The organism is Streptomyces sp. NBC_01431 (assembly GCF_036231355.1).
Classification (GTDB): domain Bacteria; phylum Actinomycetota; class Actinomycetes; order Streptomycetales; family Streptomycetaceae; genus Streptomyces.
The window spans coordinates 4,214,514-4,230,724 of the sequence record NZ_CP109496.1; the positions used below are offsets into that span (position 1 = coordinate 4,214,514).

General features: G+C 74.3%; 14 protein-coding genes. 5 read left to right on the forward strand and 9 right to left on the reverse strand.

Annotation, left to right across the window (positions count from 1 at the left end; all coding sequences use genetic code 11):
* Position 1 precedes the first annotated feature (1 nt).
* Both OG522_RS19360 and OG522_RS19365 read right to left on the reverse strand, forming a co-directional pair.
* A complete protein-coding gene (locus OG522_RS19360; RefSeq protein WP_329464237.1) occupies positions 2-439 on the reverse strand; it encodes a phage tail protein in 438 nt (145 codons plus the stop codon).
* 47 nt (positions 440-486) lie between these two features.
* Positions 487-1,932, reverse strand: coding sequence for a hypothetical protein (locus tag OG522_RS19365; protein WP_329464238.1), 1,446 nt, complete (start codon positions 1,930-1,932; stop codon positions 487-489).
* Positions 1,933-2,263: 331 nt separating this feature from the next.
* Here OG522_RS19365 and OG522_RS19370 point away from each other — a divergent pair, with 331 nt between their 5' ends.
* Together OG522_RS19370 and OG522_RS19375 are read left to right on the forward strand one after the other, a co-directional pair.
* Positions 2,264-2,515 carry a hypothetical protein gene (locus OG522_RS19370; protein ID WP_329464239.1) on the forward strand — a complete coding sequence of 84 codons (252 nt, stop codon included), beginning with the start codon at positions 2,264-2,266 and terminating at the stop codon, positions 2,513-2,515.
* Between the two features lie 138 nt (positions 2,516-2,653).
* Positions 2,654-2,932 (forward strand): hypothetical protein, encoded by a 279-nt coding sequence (locus OG522_RS19375; protein WP_329464240.1) that lies wholly within the window; start codon positions 2,654-2,656, stop codon positions 2,930-2,932.
* Positions 2,933-4,380: 1,448 nt separating this feature from the next.
* Here the strand turns inward: OG522_RS19375 and OG522_RS19380 are convergent.
* The 7 genes from OG522_RS19380 to OG522_RS19410 form a co-directional block, all read right to left on the reverse strand.
* Positions 4,381-4,539 carry a DUF6760 family protein gene (locus OG522_RS19380; RefSeq protein WP_329464241.1) on the reverse strand — a complete coding sequence of 53 codons (159 nt, stop codon included), beginning with the start codon at positions 4,537-4,539 and terminating at the stop codon, positions 4,381-4,383.
* Entirely contained in the window at positions 4,536-4,976 is a 441-nt protein-coding gene (locus OG522_RS19385) for a hypothetical protein (RefSeq protein WP_329464242.1), read from the reverse strand. Before OG522_RS19385 ends, OG522_RS19380 begins: the two co-directional genes overlap by 4 nt.
* On the reverse strand, positions 4,976-5,419 hold the full coding sequence (locus OG522_RS19390) for a phage tail protein (RefSeq protein ID WP_329464243.1): 444 nt from the start codon (positions 5,417-5,419) through the stop codon (positions 4,976-4,978). Before OG522_RS19390 ends, OG522_RS19385 begins: the two co-directional genes overlap by 1 nt.
* A 56-nt stretch (positions 5,420-5,475) precedes the next feature.
* A complete protein-coding gene (locus tag OG522_RS19395) occupies positions 5,476-7,071 on the reverse strand; it encodes a phage tail sheath subtilisin-like domain-containing protein (protein ID WP_329464244.1) in 1,596 nt (531 codons plus the stop codon).
* Positions 7,072-7,137: 66 nt separating this feature from the next.
* The gene (locus tag OG522_RS19400) at positions 7,138-7,314 is read right to left on the reverse strand and encodes a hypothetical protein (RefSeq protein ID WP_329464245.1); all 177 of its coding nucleotides are present in this window, start codon (positions 7,312-7,314) and stop codon (positions 7,138-7,140) included.
* Between the two features lie 203 nt (positions 7,315-7,517).
* On the reverse strand, positions 7,518-7,670 hold the full coding sequence (locus OG522_RS19405) for a hypothetical protein (protein WP_329464246.1): 153 nt from the start codon (positions 7,668-7,670) through the stop codon (positions 7,518-7,520).
* Between the two features lie 156 nt (positions 7,671-7,826).
* Positions 7,827-9,281, reverse strand: coding sequence for a hypothetical protein (locus tag OG522_RS19410; RefSeq protein WP_329464247.1), 1,455 nt, complete (start codon positions 9,279-9,281; stop codon positions 7,827-7,829).
* Between the two features lie 285 nt (positions 9,282-9,566).
* On the opposite strand from OG522_RS19410, the gene OG522_RS19415 reads away from it, so the two are divergent.
* The 3 genes from OG522_RS19415 (at position 9,567) to OG522_RS19425 (ending at position 16,107) form a co-directional block, all read left to right on the forward strand.
* Positions 9,567-12,740, forward strand: a complete 3,174-nt coding sequence (locus OG522_RS19415; RefSeq protein WP_329464248.1) for an AfsR/SARP family transcriptional regulator — start codon at positions 9,567-9,569, stop codon at positions 12,738-12,740.
* A 51-nt stretch (positions 12,741-12,791) separates the two neighbouring features.
* A complete protein-coding gene (locus OG522_RS19420) occupies positions 12,792-14,360 on the forward strand; it encodes a COG1470 family protein (RefSeq protein ID WP_329464249.1) in 1,569 nt (522 codons plus the stop codon).
* A 349-nt stretch (positions 14,361-14,709) separates the two neighbouring features.
* The gene (locus tag OG522_RS19425; protein ID WP_329464250.1) at positions 14,710-16,107 is read left to right on the forward strand and encodes a hydrolase; all 1,398 of its coding nucleotides are present in this window, start codon (positions 14,710-14,712) and stop codon (positions 16,105-16,107) included.
* Positions 16,108-16,211 lie beyond the last annotated feature (104 nt).

Here is a 16,211-nt window from a genome sequence, read left to right on the forward strand (position 1 = left end):
CTCACGCACCTCCCGCGTCGGTGAAGCCGTGGTGGGCGATCTCCAGGGTCTCGGTGGCCACGCTCGGACTCGCCGGGTCGAGGCTCGGCCCCGTCCAGCGCACCGGAAGCACCTCGACGAGCCCCCACTGCGCGACGATCGAACCGTCGGCGCGCAGCGCGGCGATCTGCGCGGTGGGCCGGGTGATGCCGGTGGCCAGCGACGAGATCCAGGCGGCCACCTTGGAGGTGTCGGCGGTCAGCGGCCGGGTCAGCCGGATCGTGGAGAAGGTGACCCGGGTGGGCAGCTGCCACACGAACCCGTTGTTGCCGCCTTCCTGGCGCTGCTCCACCTCGACCTCGGACGCGAGACCGTCGCAGCCGTTGAACAGGCCGAGGTTCTGGCCGTCGATGGTCAGCTTGAAGAAGACGGTGGAGCCGGGGTCAAGGGTGGTGGGCATGGGGTGGTCTTCCGTCGGTGGGAGTGGCTACGGGTCTGTGGTGGCGGTCAGCGGTCGCGTAGCCGGCCGACGCGCTCGCGGTCGCCGCGCAGCTCGGCTCGCAGGAGCCGGGAGAGCGGCGCGACGAGCCGTCGGGCCAACGCGTCCAGATCGGTGGGCTGTTCGGGGCCGGTGGACTCGGCGGTGGGCGTCGGCGCGGGCGTGGTGGCAGGAGCCTGCGCGGTGCGCTGCACCTGTCGCGGTACGGGGGCGGGGGCGGGCGCCGGCTGCGGTGCCGGTGCCGGTGCGGGCGGGGGGCTCTGGCGCCGTACCGGAGTGACGGGTGCCGGGGCGGCCGGGGCCCGCTGCACGGACGGCTGCGCGACGCCCCGGGGCGCGGCGGGCCCGCGCAACGGAACGACCGGCCGGGCCTCGCTGGACGCGGGGGCCTGCTTGAGGGGCGCGGGTGATGCCGTCGGCGCCGCCCCGCGGGTCGCTGCCGCCTCCTGGTGCCGCGTGGTGAGCGGCCGCGCGGAAGCGAGCGGGGGCCCGTCAGCGGAGGCCATTTGTATGGGAGTTGGGCCGGGAAGCCGGACCTTGCGAAGCGGGGTCGCCGGGGCCGCCGGGGCCGCCGGGGGCGCGGGGGCAGGAGCGCGCTGGACGGGAGGAGGCGTGGGGGCGGCGGCCGGCGGCGGGGTGGCCGGAACGACTGGCGGGGCGGGCGGGGTGGCGCTCGGCGTGATGGGGGCCCCGATGAGGGGGCGGCGCCGGGGGCCGTCGGCCGCCGCGCTCTGCACCCGGCTGACCCGCCGGACGACCGGCTTGCGCTGGACGGGAGGCGCGGGGGCGGGCGTCACCGGCTGGGGGGCGGCGACGGGCGCGGCAGCCTGCGGCGCAGGTGCGGGTGCGGGTGCCGGGGCGGGGGCGCGTACGACGCCCACCGGGTCGAGCTGGTAGGAGGGGCGGACCGGCCGGGGGGCGGAGGTCAGCGGAGGACGGACGGGCGTCAGAGCGCGCTGAACAGGTCGCGGAGCAACGGGAGTCGAGGCCGATTCCCGTACGGGTGCGACCGGCGGTGCCGACTGCGAAGAGGCCGAGCGCTGGACCGGTGCGTCCTGCGGTGCGCGGGTCTCGGCGCTCGGGCCGCGTACCGGCAGGGCGGAGTGCGGTGCGGGCGCGGTGGCCCGCTGGACGGGGGAGTTGGCGCCCTGGGTGTGTGCGGGGGTGGTGGAGTGCTGCGCCGCGGCGGGCATCCCGGTGGGAGCCGACGCGCCGGAGGGTGTCGTACGGGGGTGGGCAGCGTCGGGCGCGGCCGGGGTGGCGGGGCGTATGGCTTCGGCTGCTCGGGGTCGCGGCGAGTCGGGCGCGGGCGTGCCGGACCGCTGCACGGCGTCGCTCGCGGTGGGCTGCGGTGCCGCGGGCGTGGCGGTGGAGCGCTGTACTGCCGGGGCCTGTGGGGCCTGCGGGGCCTGTGGGGACGTGGCGGGTGCAGGCTGACCAACTGCTCGCTGCACAGCGTGAGTTGAGCCGATCGTAGGCCGGGTCGCTTCAGGCGCGGGGTCGGCGGACGGGCGCTGCGGGTTCGCCGCATGGCTCGCGTCGCCGGGCGTGGTCGGGCGGCTCTGCGCGGGGTGGACGGGGGGTGCGCTGGGCGTGGCGGCCCGCTGTACCGGGGCAGGGGCGCCGGAGGCGGGGCGCGGTGCAGCGGCGGGGGTGTTCGGAGTCGCGACCGGGGGGCCTTGCGGCGGCGTGGCGGCCCGCTGGATCGCGGGGCCGACGTTGGGTACCGGGGGTTTCGGTGCCTGTCCGGGGCTGTTCGTAACTGCCCGCTGTGCAACGGGAGTTGTGCCGCTCGCGGAGGGCGTGGTGTCGGCGCCACGCGGCGCCGGGCCCTGCTGCGAGGTGATTGCCCGCTGGACCGCAGGCTCGGCCGAGGTCGTGGGCCGCGGCGCTGAAGCGCTGGGCGTGGTGGGTGTCGTGGACCGCGCCGCCGGTGCGGAGGGAGGGGTGGCCCCGGTGGGTGTGGCGGGATTCGCGCCGGTCGCGGAACGCGTGGCTTCGGCCGCCGGGCGCTGCTGCGAGGTGGTCGCCCGCTGAACCGGAGGTGTGCCCGGCGTCGTGGGCCGCGGAGCCGATGCGCTGGGTGAAGGCGTCGTTGGGCCGTGGCCGGGCGAGGCGGGCGCCGTGGGCTGCGGTGCCGCGGGGGAAGGAACGGCGCGCTGTACCGCGGGAGTCGTGCCGGGTGCGGGGTCTGCCGATGCGGCGGGACCCTGCTGGGCCGCTGCCCGCTGTACCGCGGGCACGACCGGCGACGCCGCCGGGCCCTGCGCCCTGGAGGCACGCTGGTCGCCCGCGCTGCGCGGTGCCGCCGCACGCGGCCCCGGCGTCGCGGAGCCGCCCGTCGACCCGGGCGAAGTCGGGGTGGCCCGCTGCACCGAAGGGGTGGGTGCGGTACGGGAGTCGGTGCCGGCGCCAGGCTGGGCGGCGGCCGCCCGCTGCGCGGCGCTCCCCTGAGCGGGAGCGGCGGGCGTACCGGTCCGCGCCGGTCCGATCGGACTCGGCGACACACCCTGCCCGGGAGTAGCCGCCCGCTGCACGGAGGCCGAACCGGCCTGCGAGGCCGGGCCGGAGCCGGAGGTTGGGCGGGAGCCCGAAGCCGGGCGGGAGCCCGAGGCTGGGCCGGAACCTGAAGCCGGGGCAGAGCCCGAGGCCGAAGGGGAGCCCGAGGCCGGACCGGAACCCGAAGCCGAGGCAGAACCTGAAGCCGGGCGGGAGCCCGAGGCCGGAGCGGAACCCGAGGCCGGAGCGGAACCTGAAGCCGGACCGGAACCTGAAACCGGACGCGAGCCCGAAGCCGAGGCAGAACCTGAAGCCGGGCGGGAGCCCGATGCCGGGGCAGAGCCCGAGGCCGAAGGGGAGCCCGAGGCTGGACCGGAGCGCGAAGCTGAGGCAGAACCTGAAGCCGGGCGGGAGCCCGAAGCCGACGCAGAACCTGAAGCCGGGCCGGAACCCGAGGTCGGACCGGAGCCCGAGGTCGGACCGGAGCCCGAAGCCGCGCCAGGAGTCGAAGCCGGACCGGAACCCCGGCCCGAGCCGGAAGCCGGAGCCGAGCCGGAAGCCGGAGCCGAGACAGCCCTCGAAATCGGAACTGACCCCGGGCCCGAACCTGACGCGGAGCCCGAATTCGACGCAGAGCCCGAGGCCGAACGCGAACTCGACGCCGACGCAGAACCTGACGCAGAGCCCGAGCCCGATCGCGGAGCGGAGCCCGACGCCGACCCAGAACCCGACGCGGATCCCGATCGCGGAGCGGAGGCCGGACCCGAACGCGATCCCGAAGTAGAACCTGACCCCGAAGCCGGACCGGAACCCGGAGCGGAGCCCGAGGCCGAGCCCGGACCGGAACCCGATCCCGAAGCAGAACGCGACCCCGAGCCCGGACCGGAACCCGAAGCAGAACGCGAACCCGAGGCCGGACCGGAACCCGAACCCGGAGCAAAGCCCGACCCCGAGACCGACCCGGAATCCGAACTCGACGCCGACCCAGAGCCCGAACTCGTCCCCGCGCCGAAAGCCGGAGCCGAAGTCGAGCCGGGGTTCGCGGTGGAAGGCGGGGTTGCCGCGTCCCCCCGGGGCCCACCGGGCGCCGAACCGGCCACCGGCAGGCGCATCAGGGGTGCCGACGGGCCGGGTGCGACCGGGGTCACGGCGTTGTGGAGGACGCCGTGGGGGGCCGTGGGAGAGACCGCGTGGGTCAGGGGGCGGACGACCGAGAGGTCCTGGTGGGCGGCCAGGGTGGAGCCGAAGCCGGCCTCCGCGGTGAGGCGGGGCGCGGCCAGGGCCCGCTGGATCGGGGGCGCGGCGGCCCAGCCGCCGTCACTCCGTACGGGAGGGGCGGCCGGAGCCGCCGCGGCGGTCTCGGACGTGCGACCGCGTCGGCGCTTGAACAAGCCCATCCCCCGTCACCGCTCCCCTTCGCCTTGTTCCACCAGTGCCGCCACCCGCCGTACGTACGCCCGCCGGTCCGCATGCTCCAGATCGAGGATGGAGTCCATGCCCCAGTGGAAGTGGTAGGCCAGGTACGCGGTCTCCTCCTCGATCCGGTCGGCCGCGTACGTCACGATTCCCCCAGGCGGCTCCCGGCCAGCTCGACCTCGAAGGACTCGTTGCAGTGCGGGCAGGCCACGGCCGCCCGGGTGTGCCCCTCGGCGTTGATCTGCCGGTAGAAGTCCTGGAGGAAGGCCAGGTCGGAGGCGAACATGTTCTCCACCGTGCCGTCGTGGACGTCGCCGAGGGTGCCGAGCCGGGTGATCACCCGGCCGAGCAGGACCACCGACAGGTACGCCGGGTTCTCGCGAACCCGTACGTCCCGCAGCGGGACCAGCTCGTCGCGGGCGGTGGCAAGACGCATCGCACCGTGGCGGTGCACGGTGCCCGACTCGTCCACGTAACCGCGCGGCAGCTCGAACTCGAACTCGGTGCGCAGCGGCTCGCGCGCGCCCGACGGGGGCTGGGCCTGCGCCTCGGCTCCCCCGACTCCAGGACCTTCGCGCCGCATTACTCGATGACCAGCTCTTCGAAGGTGATGGTGACCTGCTCGGTCATCGCGGCGGCGTCGCCGGCCTTGACCGAGCTGATCTCGACCTTGGTGCACCAGGCGTTGCGCAGGTTGTAGCGCTTCACCGGGTTCTCCTGGTAGTCCATCATGATGATGGAGGCGTTCTTGCGGGCCGAGCCCATGTTGCCTTCGATGGACTGCTTGATCCACTCGGAGAACGTGGACGACTGGGTGGCGCCGCGGGTCACGGTGCACTCGCCGGCCTTCTTCACACCGGGCAGCTTCTTGATGACCGGCTTGCCGGCCGAGGAGACCTGCTGGTACTCGATGACGTCCTGCTCCATCGAGAGGCTGCTGACTTCCTGCAGGTACTCGACCATGACACCGTCGATCTGCAGGCCGAAATTGTGGGTGGTGAGGGCATCACCGGGCTGAAGCGACATGCTGGGTTACTCCTGTTCGTACGAAATCGGCCTAGAAAAAGGGGAGTTGGTGCTGACTACTCCTCCAGCTCGCCGCCGCCGCCCGAGAACTGGGCCAGGCGGAACACCACGAACTCGGCGGGCTTGACGGGCGCGATGCCGATCTCGCAGACGACGCGACCGAGGTCGACGGACTCGACCGGGTTGGTCTCCTCGTCGCACTTCACGTAGAAGGCGTCCTCGGGCCGCTGGCCGAACAGGGCGCCGTTGCGCCACTCGTTGACCAGGAACGCCGAGATGTTGCGGCGGATGCGGGCCCACAGCGCCTGGTCGTTCGGCTCGAACACCACCCACTGGGTGCCGATCAGGATCGACTCCTCCAGGTAGTTGAAGTAGCGCCGCACGTTCAGGTAGCGCCAGGCCGGGTCGGAGGCGAGGGTGCGGGCGCCCCAGACGCGGATGCCGCGGCCCGGGAACGCGCGGATGCAGTTGACGCCGACCGGGTTCAGGAGGTCCTGCTCGCCGCGGGTGATCTGGAGTTCCAGGTCGACGGCGCCGCGCACGATCTCGTTGGCGGGAGCCTTGTGGACGCCGCGCTCGGAGTCGTTGCGCGCCCAGACGCCGGACATGTGGCCGGACGGCGGTACGACCTTGGTCTGGCCGGTGGACGGGTCGAAGACCTTGACCCAGGGGTAGTACAGGGCGGCGTACCGGGAGTCGTAGCCGGCCACCTCCATGCGCCACTTGCGGATGTCGCGGGCGTTGAGTCCGGGCGGCGGGTCCAGGACGGCCATCCGGTCGCCCATCAGCTCGCAGTGCGCGACCAGACCGAGCTGGACGGCCTTGACCTGCTCCAGGTCGATCAGACCCTGCTGGTAGATGGCCATCAGGTCGGGCACCGCGACCATGTTGATCTCGTCGAGGGCCTCCAGGCCGCCGAAGCCGGTGCGGTCGGCGGAGTCGCCGATGAACTGGCCGGACTCGATCCGGGCGACGGTGCCGGCACCCGTGGCGGTGGCCTGCGCGGGGACGACGACCGGCGGCGCGAGCGTGACGGCCTGCGCCTCGGGGCGGGCCAGCTGGCCGCCCGCGACGGCCTCTTCGACCGTGATCGTCTTGGAGCGCTGCTTGACCTGCGTGACGACGAAGTTCCGGGCCGACTTCTTCGCGCTGACGTCGAAGTTCTCGACGACGGTGTCGCCGTCCTTGACGACCAGCTTGAAGCGGTCGCCGCCGTTCTCGCCCTCGATGTCCTGCACCTCGACGGTGAGCGCCCCGCCGTTGCTCGCGCCGGTCGTGATGGCGGCCACCTTGAACGCGCCGAGCGCCACGGCCTCGCCCGCGGTGATCGCCTGGGGCGCCGCGGTGGCGGCGGCCTGCGGGGCGCCGGTGTTCGCCACGGAGGCGTCGGTGCCGCCGACGCGCACGACGTAGGCCGCCGTACCGCCGTTGTTGAAGAAGCCGTAGACGGAGTGCGCGAGGTAGTACCCGTCCGTGAACTCCCCGAACTCGGCGACGTACTGCGACCAGTTGGTCACCAGGGTCGGCTCGTTGAGCGGCCCGACGGGAGCGAGCCCGACGAAGGCCGCGACGGAGGTGCCGACGCCTTCGATGGGGCGGGATCCGCTGGCGACTTCCTCGACGTAGACGCCGGGGGAGAGGTAGTTGGGCACGGTCGGGGTCTCCTCGTGAAGGTGGGTGGTACGAGCCGGGACGATCCGGCTGCCGGGCGAGGTCCGTTACGGGTGGTCGACGCCACCTTGCGGGGCGGACGCCGCCGTGCTGCCCGCGGTCCGCCGGGCGGCTGCCACGGCGGAGGTGGTCTGCGGGGCCGCGTCGCTCGGGGCGTGCCGGGCAGGGTCCGTCGCTCGCGGGCGGTCAGTGCCCCGCGCGGCCTGCTGGTCCTGCGCACGCATGTGGTTCCCGTTCCCCCGAGTCGCCGTGGTGGCCAATGTCCTGCCCAGCCTCGCTGGCGCGGGCGGGCGGCGGGAGGGGAGAAGGTGCGGGGGCGAGGGCAGCCCGGGTTGCCCGTCCGGTCACTCGGACGGGTGGGCGCGGGCAGCGGCGCGGGCGGGAGACGGTGTCGCACCCCGCTCCCGGGGGCCCTGCGGCGGCAGGCTCAGCCGTCTTCCTCGGCCGGCGCCGCCGGGCCGGGAGCGGTCGGCGCGCCGGGGCGGCCGGCGCTCAGCCGGTTCGCCTCGCGGACCTTCTCGATCAGTTCCTCCCTGCGCCTGGCGTCCTCGGTCGCCTGCTGTTCCGTACTGTCACCCATGGCGTGCACCCCCAGGCAGGTCCGGCTCCGCCGACGTGGTCCCGGCCCGTGTTCGTCCGGTAGCTGTCCGTACGTCAAGCAGCGTGCTCCTGGGACCACGGGTCCTGCCAGTGGGCGCGACGGTCGAATGCTTTTTGGGTGCGTGTTCGAACTCCCCTACGCCATCCGGGTGTTGGGCTGGTCCGCCGGGCGGGACACCCGGAGCGTCAGCGGATTGTTGAAGTAGCCGGACGCCGCCTGCTGTTCGTGGAAGCTTTCGCCGGGCCCGCCGCCGTAGACGCGGAAGAACCAGGAGCGGCAGGTGTGGTCCTCGAAGTCCTGCTGCAACTGAAGGCGCGGCTTGCCCGTGACCTTCTTGACCTCGGGGTCGGTGACGAGGGCGGCGAGCACCTCGTCGAACTTCGTCTTGAAGGCCTGCTGGTCGTCGCTTTCGAGCAGCGGCTTGAGCTTGCTGAACCAGCCGCGGCTGTCGTTGGCCCGCTTGAGCAGCACGTTGTACAGCTCGGAGCGGGCCTTCGCGTCGAACTCGTTGCGCGCGTAGTTCTCCAGCGTCACCTGGCAGCTGCCGTCGAGGGACCGGGCGACGACCGCGGCGAAGTGGTAGCCCCACACGTCGCCGCCGCGGTCGGCGGCGGGGGACACCGAGTGGTCGAGGCCGTCCTTCGCGAGCATGCTGAAGATCGCGAAGCCCTCGCCGGCGCCGGGGGAGGCGTACTTGTTGATGCCGAGGCGGGCCTCGGTGGCGTCCCGGCCGCCATCGCGGGTGGCTTCGCCGTACGCCTTGCCGAGGTCTCCGGCCGGGGCCGGGCCGGTGTCCGCCGCGGTGACCGCGCCCGCCACGTCGAGCTCGGAGCCCGCGTCGGTGGCCACGGCGTGCGCCAGGCGGTTCGCGCGGGCGTCGCTGTCCGAGCCCGGGGTGAGCAGGAAGTTCCCCGCGCCGCCGCCGAGCACCGCCGAGGCGCGCTTGGCGTGCTGCGAGCCGATCAAACTACAGGCCAGCGAGATGCAGGTGGACCGCAACAGGGAGACGAACGGCCCGAGTTGGCTCTGGGCGGGGGCGTTCATGACGACGGTCGGCTGGACCCGGAGCAGTCGCTGCGCGCCGACGCCGATGCTGCGCCCGCCGGTGACCAGTTCCACGGTGCTTCCGGCGGCCCGCAGCGCCGCGTTCGCGGTGTCGACGACGGCTTGCACCGCGTAGAACTCCTTGGGCTCGTCCACGCCGTGGACCGCCAGCGTCCCGTCGTCGGCCACCCGCAGCGGCGCGTCGGCGGGGCCGACCTCGGCGAGCTCGTAGCGCAGCCGCTCCCTGATGTCGCGCGGCTCGCCGCCGCCGCCCACGGCGACCTTCGGCTCCGGGCCCTGCGCGACGAAGTGCGGGCCCCGCTCGCCCGGTTGGGGCTCGGCGTCGTAGCTGCCGCCCGCGTGGGTACTGATGCGCTGCACGGACGCGGGTGCGTGGGTGCGGGCGGCGGGTGAGAGGAGCCGGGCGAGGGCTCCGTTGCCCGCCGTGCGCTGGAGGTCCGCGAGGTGCGAACCGGGCCGCAGCGGCGGCCGGGCACCCGGGCCGTCGCCGCGCCGGTCGGCCGGCTTCTGCTCCTGGACCCGCACGTGTTGGGACTCCCCTCGGTGGCTGCCTCGCGATTCTTCGTCCGGATAGGTGGGAACGCACGAGGCGCACGGCCCGTCTTGGGGGCAGGGAACTTGCCCTTTCGCCCGGTTACCCACGGGATACAGGCGCGCTTCAAGCCAACTCCATGGGGGATACACGGGATGATGAGGGCTTCGGGGCGGTCCTGACGTAGCGTGCGGGGTGGACCGGAAGAACAAGATCCGTGGGCCGGAAGGGCAAACGTCGGGGGACGAGACGGCCGGGTGAAGGAGAGGCAGCGGCGCGTGGCGGAATCCGGCGGAACGGGCGAGAGCGGCATAACCGGCACACTGCGGTTCCGGATGCTCGGACCCGTGGAAGGCGAACTCGACGGCAGGCCCCTGCTGTTGGGCCCGCCCCAGCAGCGGGCCCTGCTCGCCGTGCTGCTGCTGCGCGAGGGCAGGGCGGTCTCCATGCCGGAGCTGCTCGACGCGATCTGGGGAGACCGGCTGCCCCCGCGCGGGGTGGGCACCCTGCGCACGTACGTGTCGCGGCTGCGCACCCTCTTCGAGCCCGGCCGCCCCGCGCGCACCCCGGCCCGGCTCCTGGTGTCGGCCGACGACGGGTACGCGCTGCGGGTGCCGTCCGAGGCGCTCGACACCGCGGTCTTCGAGGCGCGCCTGGCCGAGGCGGCGCGGCTGCGGGGCGCGGGCGACACCGAGGGCGCGCACCGCGAACTGACCGCGGCGCTCGCGCTGTGGGGCGGCAGCCCGCTCGCGGGCCTGCCGGGGCCGCACGCGGAACGCCAGCGCGACCGGCTGACCGAACTGTGGCTCTCGGCCCGCGAGGACCACTTCCACTGCGACCTGGCCCTGGACCGCCACGCGGCGACGATCGCCCCGCTGCGGGCGTTCGCCGCCGAACACCCCCTGCGCGAACGCGCGCAGGCACTTCTGATGCTGGCCCTGCACCGGGCGGGCCGCCAGGCCGACGCGTTCGCGGTCTACGACGCCACCCGCCGCACCCTGGACGCCGAACTCGGCGTCCCCCCGGGCCCGGAACTGACGGCCCTGCACACCCGCCTCGTCAGCCGCCCCCTGGTGGCACCCTCCGCCCCCGTGGTGGGCGAGTCTTCCGCGGGGCGAGCGGACTCTCCCCCGGTCGAGCGGAGCCGCGACCTCGGGCAGGAGTGGGCGCGCCGAACCCCGGATGCCGCCCCGCCCGCTCCCGCCGTCCCCGCCGCTCCCGCCGTGCCCGCACCGGACGCTCCGGCCCAACTCCCTTCGGACACCCCGGACTTCACCGGTCGCACCGCCTCCCTCGCCGAGCTGACGGCCACCCTCCAGGACGCCTGTGACGGCCAGGCCGTAGGCGTAGCCGTCCTCACCGGCCTGGCCGGAGTCGGCAAGAGCGCCCTGGCCGTACGCGCCGGGCACCTGATGCGCGCCGCGTTCCCCGACGGCCAGCTGTACGTCGACCTGCGCGGCCACGACCCCGAGCCCGCCGACAGCGCCGCCGTCCTCGCCCAGCTGCTGCGCTCCCTCGGGGTCGGCGAGGGCGCCGTACCCGAGGACGCCGGACAGCGCGCGGCGCTGTACCGCTCGCTGCTCGCCGGCCGGCGCGTCCTGGTCCTGCTCGACAACGCGCACGACACCGCGCAGGTCCGCCCGCTGCTGCCCGGCGCCCCGGGCAGCGCGGTCCTCATCACCAGCCGGACCCGGATCGTGGGCCTGCCCGGGGCGCGGCTCGTGGACGTCGAGGCGCTGTCCGAGCAGGACGCCCTGACCATGCTGGAAGCGATCGCGGGCAGCGAACGGGTGCGGGCCGAGCCGGGGGAGGCCCGTCAACTGGTGGGCGCCTGCGGTCGGTTGCCGCTCGCCGTACGCATCGCGGCGATGCGCCTGGCCGCCCGCCCCGACTGGGCGGTGGCCGATCTGCTCGCCCGGCTGCGCAGCGAGCGCCGCCGCCTGGACGAGCTGGAGGCCGACGGGCTCGGCGTGGACGCCGCCTTCCGGCTCAGCTACGAGGGCCTCGCCGCGCCGGCCGCGCGCGCCTTCCGCCTCGCGTCCGCCGCCGACGTGCCGGTCTTCGGCCGGGACACCACGGCCGCGCTGCTCGGCGTCGACGAGTACACCGCCGAGAGCGCCCTGGAGGCACTCGTCGACGCCGGTCTCATCGAGGCGTACGGCGTGGACCGCTACCGCTTCCACGACCTGGTGCGGATCTTCGCGCGGCGGATGCTGGAGCGTTCCCCCGACGCCGCCGAACGGCCCGCCGCCCAGCGCAGGCTCCTGGACCACGTGCTCGCCGGGGTGCTGAACGCGCTGCGCTGCCTGCAACCGCTCAGCGGCGTACCCGATCAGCTGCACGCGCCGCGGGCGGCGGGACACCGCCCGGCCGACGCCGCCGACGCCCGCGACTGGCTGCGGGAGTCGCACGAGCTGATCCGGGCCACCGTCGAGCAGGCGCTCGGCAAGGGCCCCTGGGGCGACCTGGGCGAGCAGGCACTGCGGCCCGCCGTGGACCTCCTCACCGGTTGGGCCCAGCTGATCCGCGGCACCGCCCACCGCCGCGAACTCCAGGGCCCGGCCCGCCTGGCCCTGTCGGCGGCGCACCGCCACGGTGACGCGCGGGCCGCGGGCCGGGCGCTGCGCCTGATCGCCGTCGTACCGCAGCAGGGCGCCGACACCTACCCGCGCACCGAACGCACCCTGCGCCAGGCGCTCAGGTACGCCGCGCTGGCCGGTGACCCGCTGACCGAGTCGGAGGCGGCGCACGAACTCGCCATGATCCTGGGCGTGATGGGCCGCCCCGCCGAAGCGCTCCCCCTGTTCGAGCAGGCGTACGCGCGCTTCACCGAACTGGACAGTTCCGGCGACGCGGTGCGCGTCCTCGCCCATGTGGTGCGCACCCACATGCTGCTCGGCCAGAAGGAGCGCGCCGAGGCGGCGGCCGATGAAGTGCTGCGCAGGGCAAGGGAGTTGGAGGACCGGGGTACGCTCGGTCATGTGCTGTACCAGATCGGCTGCGCGCTGCTCGCGGGCGGCCGTCCGGTGCGGGCCGCGGCTCATCTGCGCGAGTCGCGCCAGCACCACCAGTGGAGCGGCGACCTTCGCTGGGAGGCGCTGGCCTGGGCGCGGCTCGCGCACTGCGCGCTGGCCCGGGAGCGGCCGAGCGAGGCGGCGGCCTGTGCGACACAGGCCCTGTCCATCGAGGGCGACCTCGGGGACCCGTTCTGCCGGGGCATCGCGCTCGCCGCGCGCGGCCGGGCCCTGCTCGCGCTGGGCGAGACGCCGACGCTGTCCGCGCTGGCCTCGCTGCGCACCGCGCACCGGCTGCTCAGCGCGCGCGGCGCGGCGGAGGCCGACGAGTTGACCTCGCTGCTGTGGACCGGCCCGCACACGGTGCCCCGGCAGTCGACCGGCCCATCGGCCAGCCAGGTCGGCGAGGCCACGAGTGCAGCGAGGGCTGCCCTCTGACAAAGCCTTTCGGGCACGGTGACGTCCGGCGCGCCCCCTAGCCTTTCGCTCATGACCATGTGGACGTCTCTGGACCCGGCCGCTGTCGCCGTCGATCCCGGTGGGCGGGCCACCGCGCGGCTGCGCGTCCGGAACACCGGTGACACGGTCGAGGAATACGGCCTGTCGGTGGTCGGCACTCCCGCGGGCTGGGCCCGTGTCGAGCCCGACACCCTGCGCCTCTACCCCGGCAGCGAGGGCACAGCGGAGATCTCCTTCGCGCCGCCCCGCTCCCCCGACGCCCTGGCGGGCCCGGCCCCGTACGGCGTCCGCGTGGAGCCCCGCGAGCACCCCGAGCTGCGGGACGTCCTTGAGGGACAGGTCACCGTCGCGCCCTTCACCGAGGTACGCGCGGAACTGCTGCCGTCCAGCCTGGTCGGCCGGTTCCGCGGTCGGTCCGCCGTCGCCGTGGACAACGTCGGCAACACCCCGCTCACGGCCTCGCTGACCGTACGCGACGAGACCAACCGGCTCACTTACGAGATGACGCCCAACTCGGTCCAAGTGGCGCCGGGGCGCGCCGCGTTCGCGAAGGTGGTCATCCGGCCGCAGCAGGTCCGCTGGACCGGCTCCGCCGAGCAGCACCGCCTGACCCTGGCCGTGCGCCGCTCCGGCGACGACCGGGGCCTGGAACTCGGCGGCACCTTCGACCAGCGGCCGGTGCTGCCGCGCTGGCTGCTCGCCGTGGGCAGCGTCCTGGTGGCGGCCGCGGTCGCGTTCGTCGCGCTGTGGCTGGGTTTCCAGCCCAAGGTGAACACCGCGACCGGCGAGACGCAGCCGGGGGCGAGCGCCCAGCCGGTTCCGCAGGGCGCCGAGTCCCCGCTGCCCTCGGCACCTCCGACCCAGGCGTCGCCGCCGCCGGGCGCCCAGAACCCGCCCGGTGGCAGCAGTGGTGGTGCCGGCGGTGGCGGTGGTGGCGGCGACGACAACAGCTCCGCGCCCGGCGGCGGTCCGCCGGTGATCCCCGCGCCGCCCAAGCAGCCGCCCGCGAACGCGAACGCCAAGCCGGGGCCGCCCTGGAGGATGGGCTACAAGCCGGACGAGATCGTCACGTTCGCCCAGTACCGCCTGGCCACGCTCAACAACGTCTGCGAGCTGAAGCCCGGCTGGACCGCCGGCGTCATCGACAAGCTCACGGACACCTCGCTGCGCTGCTATCAGGAACACGTCATGCGGGACCAGAAGAGCAGCCGCGAACTGACGAAGACCGACCCGATCGGCACCCTGGGCCGGGCCACCCTGACCTCGCTGTGGGCGCAGGGCATCCGGCCGGACGACGTGAAGAGCGGCGCCAAGAACTACCAGGTGACGCAGTTGGCCGCGTCGTTCTGGTGGGCCTCGCAGGCTGTCATCTCGACCCAGGACCTGACCTACGACCGCGGCTACGCCCGCACCGGCATCGAGTACTTCAAGAGCGGCCAGAAGAACGGCCAGGTAACGGTGTCGGACGACAAGATCAAGGGCTGGATCAAGCAGTACCAGCAGGAGGTCGGCCTCCCGGCGACCGGCACGGCCGACGCGGCGACGATCGGCAAGCTGGTCGGCGGCTCGGTCAACGGACCCGGACAGCCGGGCCGTTAGCGCGGACGTTAGCGGGCGTTAGGCATCGGCTGCGCCCCCGAAAAAGCTCCCGGGCGGCTGTTCCCCCACAGTCGCCCGGGTCAGGCCTCCCGGTGATCCCGGGCCGGCCACCGGCCGCCCGCGACCCGGTCACCCCGGAGCCGCGACCGCGGCCGACGGGGCCCGGCCACCCCGGGCCCCGGCCGCTCAAACGTCCGGACGGTCGTCCCCCGCGACCGTCCGGATCCGGCCACCGCCACCGGGCCGGGCCATCCGCGCATGGCCGTCAGGGCACCGACAGCTGCCCTCGGGACTGCCCTTCGCGGCGCTGTACGGGCCCCCGTGCTGCCACTTGACTCATGGGGTGAGTATGTGGACATCTCTGGAACCCCCCGCGACCAGCGTCGCCCCCGGGGACAGCACCGTCGTACGGCTTCGGGTGCGCAATACGGGGGACACCGTCGAGGAGTACCGGCTCTCGCCGGCCGGGGAGGCCGCCGGCTGGGCGCGGGTGGAACCGGACGTGCTGCGGATCTACCCCGGGGCCGAGGGCACGGCCGAGGTCACTTTCGCGCCACCGCGCACCTCGGACGCCGTGGCGGGCCCGGTGCCGTTCGGCATCCGGGTCGAGCCGCGCGAACACCCCCAGGCGGGCGATGTCGCCGAGGGCCGGCTCACCATCGGCCCGTTCACCGAGCTCCGCGCCGAACTGGTGCCGCGCACCCTGCGCGGCCGCCGGCGCGCCCGGGGCCGAGTGGCCATCGACAACCTCGGCAACCAGCCGCTCACCGCGTCCTTCTCCACCCGGGACAACGGCGACGCCTTCGGGGTCGACGTCAACCCGGGCGCGGTCCAGGCCGCCCCGGGCCGGGCCGGTTTCGCCGAACTCCAGCTCACCGCCGCCAAGATCAGCTGGTTCGGCCCCTCGCGTGAGCGCCCCTTCTCCGTGCAGGTGTCGCGGGCCGGGGCGGCCGCCCCGGAGGAGCTGCGCGGCACTTATGTACAGCCGTCGGTGTTCCCCCGCTGGGTCCTGGCGGTCGGCTCCCTCCTGGTGGCGCTCGCCGTGACGTTCGCGCTGATCTGGTTCAAGCAGGCCCCGGGGGTGACGAGCCAGGCGAGCGAGAAGGCGCCCTCCAAGGAGGAGCCGCTGCCGCAGGGCAAGGCGAGCGCGCTGCCGGCCGCCCCGCCACCGCCCTCGCCGTCGGCCTCGGCGAAGGCCCCCGACGCCCCGCCGCCGCCCGCCGGTGACGCCCCGAAGCCGAACAAGCCCGCCGGCGGCGGTGGGCCGAAGCCGCCGACGTACGACCCGGGCAAGCTGGTGCGCATCCAGTCCGGGCTCGGGAAGTACATGACGACGGCCACCGACCAGAAGCCCGAGGGCCGCTACGTCTACAGCTGGGCCGAGATCCGCAACCAGCCCACCTGGGACCAGTACTGGTACGTCCACCCGCTGCCGAACAACGAGTTCGCCTTCAGCTCGTCCACCGAGTCGTGGGCCGTCGCGGACAACACCAAGGAGGGCAACCAGATCCAGATGTGGGGCGCGTCTGGCGGTCTGCCCAGCCTGTCCAACGGGCAGATGACCAGCAACCAGAAGTGGGCGATCCAGCCGATAGACGGCGCCGACGGCTTCGTGCGTCTGGTGAGCAAGGACGACGGCTGGTGCCTGTCGGACCTGTCGCCGAACGACAAGGTCATGCAGGTCACCGAGGTCCGCCCCTGCGGCGCCCTCCCCGCCGACCAGCAACGCTGGAAAATCGTGCCGTAGCCCTATGAGCCCGCCCCGTCAGGGGCGCGGGGAACTGCGCGACAAGCCGACCACGGCTCGCAGCCGACCCCCCGCCCCGGTGGGCGCGATCTGGGCATGGCGCC

Excerpts from the sequence above, each read along its gene's own strand:
- OG522_RS19360 (WP_329464237.1), bottom strand. The coding sequence starts at position 439 with ATGCCCACCACCCTTGACCCCGGCTCCACCGTCTTCTTCAAGCTGACC.
- OG522_RS19385 (WP_329464242.1), bottom strand. The coding sequence starts at position 4,976 with ATGCGGCGCGAAGGTCCTGGAGTCGGGGGAGCCGAGGCGCAGGCCCAG.
- OG522_RS19390 (WP_329464243.1), bottom strand. The coding sequence starts at position 5,419 with ATGTCGCTTCAGCCCGGTGATGCCCTCACCACCCACAATTTCGGCCTG.
- OG522_RS19400 (WP_329464245.1), bottom strand. The coding sequence starts at position 7,314 with ATGCGTGCGCAGGACCAGCAGGCCGCGCGGGGCACTGACCGCCCGCGA.
- OG522_RS19405 (WP_329464246.1), bottom strand. The coding sequence starts at position 7,670 with ATGGGTGACAGTACGGAACAGCAGGCGACCGAGGACGCCAGGCGCAGG.
- OG522_RS19420 (WP_329464249.1), top strand. The coding sequence starts at position 12,792 with ATGACCATGTGGACGTCTCTGGACCCGGCCGCTGTCGCCGTCGATCCC.
- OG522_RS19425 (WP_329464250.1), top strand. The coding sequence starts at position 14,710 with ATGTGGACATCTCTGGAACCCCCCGCGACCAGCGTCGCCCCCGGGGAC.